The following is a 9,631-nucleotide window of genomic DNA, read 5'->3' as shown; positions in this document are numbered from 1 at the left end:
GTGGTGCTGGTGTCCAACGAGGTCGGGTCGGGGATCGTGCCGGCCACGGCGTCGGGGCGGCGGTACCGGGACGAGCTGGGGCGGCTGAACGCGGCGGTCGCGGGCGAGTGCGAGGAGGTTCTGCTGGTGGTGGCGGGTCAGGCGGTGGTGCTGCGGGGGTGAGGTGCCGTGCGGCGGCCGGCGGCTGGGGTGGGTCGCGTGGCGGGGAGCGGGTGGGCATAGGCCCGGGGGTCTGGGTGCGGTGCCCTCAGGGGGTGCTCGGATCGGCCCGCGCCTCTCCTCCCCGGTGGTCAGGGCTTGCGGGCGATCACCCGGTACGTGTTCGAGAAGCGGGTGTGGCGCAGGAGGGGGGCCAGGCCGTGGTCCAGGACCGTGGCCGCGGTGACCAGAGGGGCGGTGGCTCGCAGGAGGGCCGTACGAGGGGAGGGGACCGACCGGGAGAGGGACAGCGCGAGGGCCGCCCCCAGGTCGTGCGGGACATGGGCCCCGCTGCGGTCGGCCCTGAGGATCGTGCAGCCCTGGGACTCCAGTTCGGCGCGGAGGTTGGGCAGCGGGATCAGGTGGAGGTGGCGCGGCTGGCCGTGGGCCACCCACCATTTGCCGAGCAGGGCGGCGAACGCGCTGCGCGGGTCGGGGAGTTCGAGGAGCAGATGCCCGCCGGGCCGCAGTGCGACGAGGGCGGCACGGAGTTCCGCGCGCGGGTCGAGGGTGTGCTCCACATGGCCGAGCATGCTGACGACGTCGTAGCGGGCACGCAGCCGTGCGCTGGTCGCGGGGTGGGTGAGCTGCCCCTGGTGGGCCTCCTCGACGCGGCCGGCCTCCTGGGCCCGGACGACCCGCGGGGTGGCGTCGAGGCCGTCGAAGGAGGTGTAGGTGAAGACCTCCCTGGCCGCCTCGGGGAACAGCGCGTGTCCGGTGCCGACGTCCAGCCAGCTCTCGGGCTCGGGGTAGGGCAGCATCGCGCGGGCGGTGGAGAGGAGCCGGCGCCGGCGGGTGCGCGTGGCCAGGACGCGTTCGGCGGAGGGGCCGGGCAGGTTCCTGGCCGGGGGGCGGTGGTAGAGGGCGAGCCCCTCCGCGGTCAGTCGCGGGTTCTGGAAGGCGTGGGCGCAGTCCCGGCATTCGTCGACGGCGAAGGTGCCCGGCCGGTGGTGGAGGAGGTCGGGTGCGCGCAAGCGGTTGCGCAGGCGTTTCGAGCCGCACCAGGGGCAGTTGTCGCGGCGCGGCTCGTGGATGGGCCTGGGGGGCATGAGCGGCTCCGTGGAGAACGTCGACGTATGCGGCAATTCGCAGCAAAACGGAACGTATGGGATACCGATGTCGGGTGCAATGACGTCGTGGGGGTGTGGTGCGGATGTGGCGCCGGAGCGTCCGATCGGTGCCGGTACTGTTCGGCGAATGAGCTCGCTGAATCTCGACGACTTCACCGATCTGATCGAGCGCCCCGACGGCGGGGTGCGCCGCGACGCGGAGGCGCGCCGGGAACGTCAGGTCGTGCCGCCAGGATCGCTGGGCCGCCTCGACGACCTGGGTGAATGGCTGGCGGCGGCGCAGGGTTCGGTGCCCGTGCGGCCGGTCGCACGGCCGCGGGTGGTCCTGTTCGCCGGCGACCACGGGATCGCCGCGCTGGACGTCTCGGCGCGGCCCGCGGGCAGCGCGGCGGAGCTGGTGCGGGAGGTTCTGGAGGGTGGCCGGCCGGTGTCCGTGCTCGCCCGCCGGCTCGGCGTCGCCGTGCGGATCGTGGACATGTCGCTGGACTGCGAGCCGGACGCGTTCCCCGAGGACGTCGTACGGCACCGGGTGCGGCGCGGCAGTGGCCGTATCGACGTCGAGGACGCGCTGACCGCGCAGGAGGCCGAGGCGGCTTTCCGCGCGGGGGTCGCGGTGGCGGACGAGGAGGCCGACTCCGGTACGGATCTGGTCGTGCTCGGCGATGTCAGCGTGGGCGGGACGACGGTGGCGGGGGTGCTGGTGGCCGCCTTGTGCGGGACCGACGCGTCCGTGGTGACCGGGCGGGGCGGCGAGGCGATCGACGACCTGGCGTGGATGCGCAAGTGCGCCGCGATCCGGGACGCGTTGCGGCGGGCGCGGCCGGTGCTCGGGGACCAGTTGCAGTTGCTGGCGACCGTGGGCGGCGCGGACTTCGCGGCGATGACGGGCTTCCTGCTGCAGTGCGCCGTACGGAAGCTGCCGGTGGTGCTGGACGGCGTCGTGGCGGCGTCGTGCGCGCTCGTCGGGCAGCGGATCGCGTTCCGGGCGCCGGACTGGTGGCTGGCCGGACAGCGCAGCGGGGAGCCGGGCCAGGCCAAGGCGCTGGACCGGATGGCGCTGGAGCCGCTGCTGGACCAGGGCGTGACCGTGGGCGAGGGCGCGGGTGCGCTGCTGGCGCTGCCGCTGGTGCAGGCCGCCGCCGCCCTGGCCGCCGAACTGCCCGAAAAGCCGCAGGAGCCGGAGGCCGAGACCGGAGCCGAGGCCGAGACCGGGGCCTAGACCGGGGCCGGGGCCTAGACCAAGGCCGGGGCCGAGACCGGGGCCGGGGCCTAGACCAAGGCCGAGACCAAGCCGGGGCCTAGACCAAGTCCGAGGCCGAGACCGAGACCGAGACCGAGACCGAAGCCGAAGCCGGGCCGGGACCAAGTCCGAGGCCGAGGCCGAGACCGAAGCCGAAGCCGAAGCCGGGACCCGAGACCGAGGCCGAAGCCGGGCCGGGACCAAGTCCGAGGCCGAGACCGAAGCCGAAGCCGAAGCCGAAGCCGAAGCCGGGACCCGAGACCGAGACCGAGGCCGAAGCCGAAGCCGGGCCGGGACCAAGTCCGAAGCCGAGACCGGGACCGGGGCTGCGGCCAAGACCGGGGCCGAGGCCGGGGCCGCGGGACCTGCCGAGAGGGAGTCCACCGAGGCTCCGGGGGCTCCGGGGGCTCCGGGTACGAAGTAGCGGCCGCCCGCGCGACCACCGTCAGCGGTGGTCGGCGGCCTGGGTCAGCTCGGCGTCGGTCTTGCCGCCCAGCCAGTCGCCGAGCACCCGCCGGGGACCCGCCCAGCGTCGGTCGTGGTGGTAGGCCCGCAGCACGGCCTTGGCGCGGGCGCGGGGGCGTCTGCGGTACAAGCGGCGGGCCCACGGGGAGTCGGGGCGGGCCACCCGGAGGAGGCCGAACAGGGCCACGAACGGGATGATCACGCCGAAGATCGCCAGCTTGATCTTGCCCTTGCTCAGCACGGCCAGGGCGATCAGGAAGTTGACCAACACGGTGGAGATCACACTGCCCCGGTCCTGGAGCTCCTCCTCGCTGAGGTCGTTGACGCCGAACGGCACGAAGCCGACCAGGACCAGGCCGACGAGGGCCGCCGTCAGTACGACGGCCTCCACGCTCTTGCGGCCGGCCTCCGTCCAGTACACGTCGTCCAGGTGCAGGACCAGCGCGAACTCGTCCAGCAGCAGGCCGGCGCCGATGCCGAAGACCACCGCGCAGGCGGCGGCGCCGAAACCGTGCCGGCCGCTCGCCACCGCGCCGAACCCGCCGACGACGGTGAGGACGACGCCGGGGACGACGTGGTGGATGTGCACCCCGCCCGCGCTGATGTTGCCGAAGGGGCCCTTCCCCGCGCGGATGAGACGGGTGATGACCCGGGTGATCAGAAAGGTCAGCACGAAGGCGGTCAGAGCGATGAGCAGCGGGAGTTTCCCCGGCTCGACGATGTTCCGCTGCCACCAATCTCCCATATGCGCATTTTCGTCCCGAGCTGCCGGACCCGCCTGTCCGACCGCCGGGTAACCTGCGCCGGTGTCCACGACCCCGCCCTCCCCGCGCTCCCCCCTCGACGGCCTCCGCTTCGCCTTCGGCACGCTCACCGTGCTCCCGGTCCGGGTGACCCGCTGGGACCGTGAGGCCGCGCGCGGGGGCATGCTCGGCGCCCCGCTGGCCGGGCTGGCGGTCGGCGGCTGCGCGGCCGGGCTCGGACTGGTGCTGCTGTTCCTGGGCGCGGGCCCGCTGCTCGCCGCCGTCGCCTCCGCCGCCGTACCCGCCGTACTCACCCGTGGTCTGCATCTCGACGGGCTGGCGGACACCGCGGACGGGCTGGGCAGCGGCAAGCCCGCCGACGACGCCCTGCGGATCATGAAGCAGTCGGACATCGGGCCCTTCGGGGTGCTCGCCCTCGTCCTCGTCCTGCTCGCCCAGGTGGCGGCGCTGGCCCAGCTCTACGACGCCTCGTGGGCCCGCGGTGCCCTCGCGGCCGTCATCTCGGCCGTCGCCGCCCGGCTGGCCCTCACGCTGGCCGCCCGCACCGGGGTCCCGGCCGCCCGGCCGGAGGGACTCGGCGCGGCGGTCGCCGGGGTGGTCCCGGTGGGCGGGGCACTCGCCGTGGCGGCCGGCTGCCTCGCCGCCGCGGCCGCCTGGGGCGCCCTCCTCGGCCCGTACGACGCCCTTCGCACGCCTGTCGCCGTCGCGCTCGCCCTCGCCGCCGCCGAACTCCTCCTGCGGCACTGCACGCGCCGCTTCGGCGGGGTCACCGGGGACGTGTTCGGGGGCCTGGCGGAGACGGCTGCCACCACGGCACTGGTCGTGCTCTGCCTGGGCTAGGGCGTGTCAGCAGGCCTCGCGCCACGCCGTGAGTTCGTACGTCTTGCGCAGGGAACTCAGCTTCAGGCGGCGGGAGTCGGCGCAGAAGCGGCTGGCGGGGAGTTCGTACTCGACGTGGAAGACGGCCTTGCCCGCCTCGACGAACGGAGTCGTCGCCTCGCATTCGCCGTACTGGGCGCACTGTTCGTTGACCGCGAAGTCGAAGTCGCCGACGAGTTCGGGGATCTGGTCGAGGTCGTTCTTCAAACCGACGGACAGGCCCCGGTCGTGGGCGAGTTGGGCGATCAGCCGGTTGTAGCGGAGCTGGTCGGCGGCCGTGAGGGGGAAGCCGGTCCTGTTGCGGTAGCCGTCCATGTTGTCCGGCTCGACGGCGTCGAAGCCCTTGTCGCGGCACATGTCGACGCGGGCCGCCATCAGGGGTTCGAGGACGTCGGTGCGGCGGATGTCCAGCCAGCGCTCGCCGTCCCAGCCGTTGCCCTCGCCCAGGACCGACTCCGGGAACTCGTCCGCGTCCGGACGCCAGTCCTCCCAGGCGCCGGTGGACAGATAGCAGATGACCTTGCGGCCGTCCTCGTGCAGTCCGGCGACGGCCGCCTCGCCCTGGTCGAAGCCGTCGATGTCGTACACCGGCACGTCGACGGAGGTGTCCAGACGCCCTCTCAACTGCCACTGCCATCCGATGCCGGGGCGCGGCTGCCAGCGGTCCCCCACGGCCGGGCCGTCGTCCGGCACGGCCGCGGGGGACGACTGGCAGCCCGCGAGCAGCAACAGGAGGACGGACAGCAGGATCGGGCGTCTCACGGACGGGCTCCAGGATCGGCGACGGCGGCTCCCCCATGATCTCCCGCCGCGAGGCACCGCGGCCGACCGCACCCGAGAGGTGTGCCCCGCACGTCGAATGCGAGGATCTGGGGGTGGCCACGACGCCACCGACAGGTGAACGCTCCCGTGCATGAGCGAACGCTCACGCACGCGTACGCTCGTTGCGGGGTTGCCGCGCCGGTACGCCGCGCCGGTGAGGCCGACCCCGGTACGACCGCACCCTCAGTCCAGACCTAGGGTCGGCTGTCGGGCCCGGTCGACCCACACATCGGCCACAGCAACTCCACATCGGAAGCGAGAAATCACCACCGTGACTGCTCTCACTCTCAGCACCGCCGCGGCGCCCGGCCTCCGGGCCGACGCGATCGTGATCGGTGTCGCCAAGGGCGCCAACGGCCCCGTCGTAGCGCCTGGCGCCGAGGCCGTGGACAAGGCCTACGACGGCCGGCTCGCCGGCGTCCTGGAAACCCTCGGTGCCGCCGGCGCCGAGGGCGAGGTGACGAAGCTGCCGGCCCCGGCCGGCTTCAAGACGCCTCTCGTGCTGGCGGTGGGGCTGGGCTCGGAGCCCGAGAAGGACGCCTCCTACGACGCCGAGGCGCTGCGCCGCGCCGCCGGTGTGGCCGCCCGCGCCCTCGCCGGTTCCAAGAAGGCCGCGTTCGCCCTGCCCCTGACGGACGCCGCCGACCTCGGCGCGGTCGCCGAGGGCGTCGCGCTCGGCGCCTACTCCTTCGACGCCTACAAGGAGCAGGACAAGGACGCCAAGGCGAAGAAGGGCAAGAGCCCGCTCGCCGAGGCCACCCTGCTCGGCGGCAAGCCGCGCGACGCCGCCCACAAGGCGGCCCTCGCCCGCGCCGCCGCCGTCACCGAGGAACTCAACCGCGCCCGGGACCTCATCAACACCCCGCCGAACGACCTCGACCCCGAGGCCTTCGCCGCCGTCGCCCAGACCGCGGCCAAGGAACACGGCATCAAGGTGCAGATCCTCGACGAGAAGGCCCTCACCAAGGGCGGCTACGGCGGCATCCTCGGCGTCGGCGCCGGTTCCGCGGCGGGCCCCCGCCTGGTGAAGCTGTCGTACACCTCGTCCAAGGCGAAGAAGCACCTGGCCTTCGTCGGCAAGGGCATCACCTACGACTCGGGCGGCATCTCGCTCAAGCCGGCCGGGCACAACGAGACGATGAAGTGCGACATGAGCGGTGCGGCGGCGGTCTTCGCCGCCGTGGTCGCCGTCGCGCGTCTCGGCCTGGACGTCAACGTCACCGGCTGGCTGGCGCTCGCCGAGAACATGCCGTCCGGCTCCGCCACCCGCCCGGGTGACGTGCTGCGCATGTTCAGCGGCAAGACGGTCGAGGTCCTCAACACCGACGCCGAGGGCCGGCTGGTCCTCGCCGACGCGCTGTGGGCCGCCTCCCAGGAGAAGCCGGACGCCATCGTGGACGTGGCGACCCTGACCGGCGCGATGATGCTGGCGCTGGGCAACCGGACGTTCGGGATCATGGCGAACGACGACGCGTTCCGCTCCGCGCTGCACGAGGCGGCCGAGGAGGTCGGCGAGCCGGCCTGGCCGATGCCGCTCCCGGACCACCTGCGCAAGGGCATGGACTCGCCGATCGCCGACATCGCGAACATGGGCGAGCGGATGGGCGGCGGTCTCGTCGCCGGTCTCTTCCTGCGGGAGTTCGTGGGCGAGGGCATCACCTGGGCGCACCTGGACATCGCGGGGCCGGCGTTCAACGAGGGCGGGCCGTTCGGGTACACGCCCAAGGGCGGCACGGGTACGGCTGTGCGGACGCTGGTCCGGCTGGCCGAGCTGACCGCCGAGGGCGATCTCGGCTAGTCGCTTTTCGGGTGCGGGGACTGTGCGACTGATCACTCGGCCCGCCGCGGTCACGCGGCGGAGCCGCAGATCGGCACGCCCCGCACCCCGGGCGCATGCACGTGGGGTGTCTCACACCGCAGCCCGGCGTCTCGTTCGGCTCCCGCAGGTGCGAAGATGGGCCTCGGCAGGACAGGGCCCCCACCACAGGGCCGAAAGAAAGAGCGGCCGGACACCAGCCGCCGCCCGGTCACTGGAGACCGGCGTACGGCGCACATGCATGGAGGACGTGACGTGGCGAACGACGCCAGCACCGTTTTCGACCTAGTGATCCTCGGCGGTGGTAGTGGCGGTTACGCCGCGGCCCTGCGCGGGGCCCAGCTGGGCCTGGACGTCGCCCTGATCGAGAAGGACAAGGTCGGCGGCACCTGCCTGCACCGGGGTTGCATCCCCACCAAGGCTCTGCTCCACGCGGGTGAGATCGCCGACCAGGCCCGCGAGAGCGAGCAGTTCGGCGTCAAGGCCACCTTCGAGGGCATCGACATCGCCGGGGTCCACAAGTACAAGGACGGCGTGATCTCCGGCCTGTACAAGGGGCTCCAGGGTCTCGTCGCCTCCCGCAAGGTGACGTACATCGAGGGTGAGGGCCGGCTCTCCTCCCCCACCTCCGTCGACGTGAACGGTCAGCGCGTCCAGGGCCGCCACGTGCTCCTGGCGACCGGCTCCGTGCCGAAGTCGCTGCCGGGTCTGGAGATCGACGGCAACCGCATCATCTCCTCCGACCACGCCCTCGTCCTGGACCGGGTGCCGAAGTCGGCGATCGTCCTCGGCGGCGGTGTCATCGGCGTCGAGTTCGCCTCCGCGTGGAAGTCCTTCGGTACGGACATCACGATCGTCGAGGGCCTCAAGCACCTCGCGCCCCTCGAGGACGAGAACTCCTCCAAGCTTCTTGAGCGCGCGTTCCGCAAGCGCGGCATCAAGTTCAACCTGGGCACCTTCTTCTCGAAGGCCGAGTACACCGCCGACGGCGTCAAGGTCACCCTGGCCGACGGCAAGGAGTTCGAGGCCGAGCTGCTGCTGGTCGCGGTGGGCCGCGGGCCCGTCTCCGCCGGTCTGGGCTACGAGGAGCAGGGCGTCGCGATGGACCGCGGCTATGTCCTGGTCGACGAGTACATGCGGACGAACGTCCCCACCATCTCCGCCGTCGGCGACCTCGTCCCGACGCTCCAGCTCGCGCACGTCGGCTTCGCCGAGGGCATCCTGGTGGCGGAGCGTCTGGCCGGTCTGAAGACCGTCCCGATCGACTACGACGGTGTCCCGCGGGTGACGTACTGCCACCCCGAGGTCGCCTCCGTGGGCATCACCGAGGCCAAGGCCAAGGAGATCTACGGCGCGGACAAGGTCGTCGCTCTGAAGTACAACCTGGCGGGCAACGGCAAGAGCAAGATCCTGGGCACCTCGGGCGAGATCAAGCTCGTCCAGGTGAAGGACGGTGCCGTGGTCGGCGTCCACATGGTCGGCGACCGCATGGGCGAGCAGGTCGGCGAAGCCCAGCTGATCTACAACTGGGAGGCCCTGCCGGCCGAGGTCGCGCAGCTCATCCACGCCCACCCGACGCAGAGCGAGGCGCTCGGCGAGGCCCACCTGGCCCTGGCCGGCAAGCCGCTCCACTCGCACGACTGACCCTCGGTCGACGAAGCGACGATCCAGACTTCCGCAATTCGTAAGGAGCAACAGAAACCATGCCGGTTTCCGTAACCCTTCCGGCGCTCGGCGAGAGCGTCACCGAGGGCACTGTCACCCGCTGGCTGAAGGCCGAGGGTGAGCGCGTCGAAGCCGACGAGCCGCTGCTCGAGGTGTCGACCGACAAGGTCGACACCGAGATCCCCTCGCCCGCCGCCGGCATCCTGGCGTCCATCAAGGTCGCCGAGGACGAGACCGTCGAGGTCGGCGCCGAGCTGGCCGTCATCGACGACGGCACCGGTGCGCCTGCCGCCGCTCCGGCGCCGGCCGCCGAGGAGGTCGCCCCGCCGGCTCCCGAGCCGGCCGCGGCCGCCCAGCCCTCCACCGAGCAGGCGGCCCCGGCCCCCGCTCCCACCGCCGAGGCCGCCTCCGGCGGCGGCTCCGCCGAGGGCACGGACGTCGTCCTGCCCGCGCTCGGCGAGTCCGTCACCGAGGGCACCGTCACCCGCTGGCTGAAGTCGGTCGGCGACTCCGTCGAGGCCGACGAGCCGCTGCTCGAGGTCTCCACGGACAAGGTCGACACCGAGATCCCGGCGCCCACCTCCGGTGTGCTGCTGGAGATCACGGTCGGTGAGGACGAGACCGCCGAGGTCGGCGCCAAGCTGGCCGTCATCGGCGCTCCGGGTGCGGCTCCGGCCGCTGCCCCGGCGGCTGCCCCGGCGCCCGCCCCCGC

The 9,631-nt window shown here is 72.9% G+C and carries 9 protein-coding genes; 6 read left to right on the top strand and 3 right to left on the bottom strand.

Annotated features, from left to right (window positions below; translation table 11 throughout):
* A partial coding sequence (locus tag P1P75_RS36025; RefSeq protein ID WP_319263428.1) for a bifunctional adenosylcobinamide kinase/adenosylcobinamide-phosphate guanylyltransferase occupies nt 1-162 on the top strand: 162 nt, incomplete at its 5' end.
* A 128-nt stretch (nt 163-290) separates the two neighbouring features.
* Here the strand turns inward: P1P75_RS36025 and P1P75_RS36020 are convergent.
* Nucleotides 291-1,247 (bottom strand): class I SAM-dependent methyltransferase, encoded by a 957-nt coding sequence (locus P1P75_RS36020; protein ID WP_319263426.1) that lies wholly within the window; start codon nt 1,245-1,247, stop codon nt 291-293.
* Between the two features lie 148 nt (nt 1,248-1,395).
* Here P1P75_RS36020 and cobT point away from each other — a divergent pair, with 148 nt between their 5' ends.
* A complete protein-coding gene (cobT, locus tag P1P75_RS36015; RefSeq protein WP_319263424.1) occupies nt 1,396-2,487 on the top strand; it encodes a nicotinate-nucleotide--dimethylbenzimidazole phosphoribosyltransferase in 1,092 nt (363 codons plus the stop codon).
* A 466-nt stretch (nt 2,488-2,953) separates the two neighbouring features.
* On the opposite strand, the gene P1P75_RS36010 is transcribed toward cobT, so the two are convergent.
* The gene (locus P1P75_RS36010; protein ID WP_319263423.1) at nt 2,954-3,718 is read right to left on the bottom strand and encodes a hypothetical protein; all 765 of its coding nucleotides are present in this window, start codon (nt 3,716-3,718) and stop codon (nt 2,954-2,956) included.
* 61 nt (nt 3,719-3,779) lie between these two features.
* On the opposite strand from P1P75_RS36010, the gene P1P75_RS36005 reads away from it, so the two are divergent.
* Entirely contained in the window at nt 3,780-4,577 is a 798-nt protein-coding gene (locus tag P1P75_RS36005; protein WP_319263422.1) for an adenosylcobinamide-GDP ribazoletransferase, read from the top strand.
* Between the two features lie 6 nt (nt 4,578-4,583).
* On the opposite strand, the gene P1P75_RS36000 is transcribed toward P1P75_RS36005, so the two are convergent.
* Nucleotides 4,584-5,378 carry an endo alpha-1,4 polygalactosaminidase gene (locus P1P75_RS36000; RefSeq protein WP_319263420.1) on the bottom strand — a complete coding sequence of 265 codons (795 nt, stop codon included), beginning with the start codon at nt 5,376-5,378 and terminating at the stop codon, nt 4,584-4,586.
* Nucleotides 5,379-5,709: 331 nt separating this feature from the next.
* Between P1P75_RS36000 and P1P75_RS35995 the strand changes: the two genes are divergently transcribed.
* The 3 genes from P1P75_RS35995 to P1P75_RS35985 all read left to right on the top strand — a co-directional run.
* Complete coding sequence (locus P1P75_RS35995; protein ID WP_319263418.1) at nt 5,710-7,236, top strand: leucyl aminopeptidase; 1,527 nt, start codon at nt 5,710-5,712, stop codon at nt 7,234-7,236.
* Nucleotides 7,237-7,509: 273 nt separating this feature from the next.
* Nucleotides 7,510-8,898, top strand: coding sequence for a dihydrolipoyl dehydrogenase (gene lpdA / locus P1P75_RS35990; protein WP_150470614.1), 1,389 nt, complete (start codon nt 7,510-7,512; stop codon nt 8,896-8,898).
* 59 nt (nt 8,899-8,957) lie between these two features.
* A partial coding sequence (locus tag P1P75_RS35985) for a biotin/lipoyl-containing protein (protein WP_319263416.1) occupies nt 8,958-9,631 on the top strand: 674 nt, incomplete at its 3' end.

It is taken from the genome of Streptomyces sp. ID05-39B (assembly GCF_033794725.1).
In the GTDB taxonomy this organism is placed as follows: Bacteria; Actinomycetota; Actinomycetes; order Streptomycetales; family Streptomycetaceae; genus Streptomyces; species Streptomyces bobili.
Note: the sequence above shows the minus strand (reverse complement) of the source record. Positions and strands in the feature narration are given on the sequence as shown.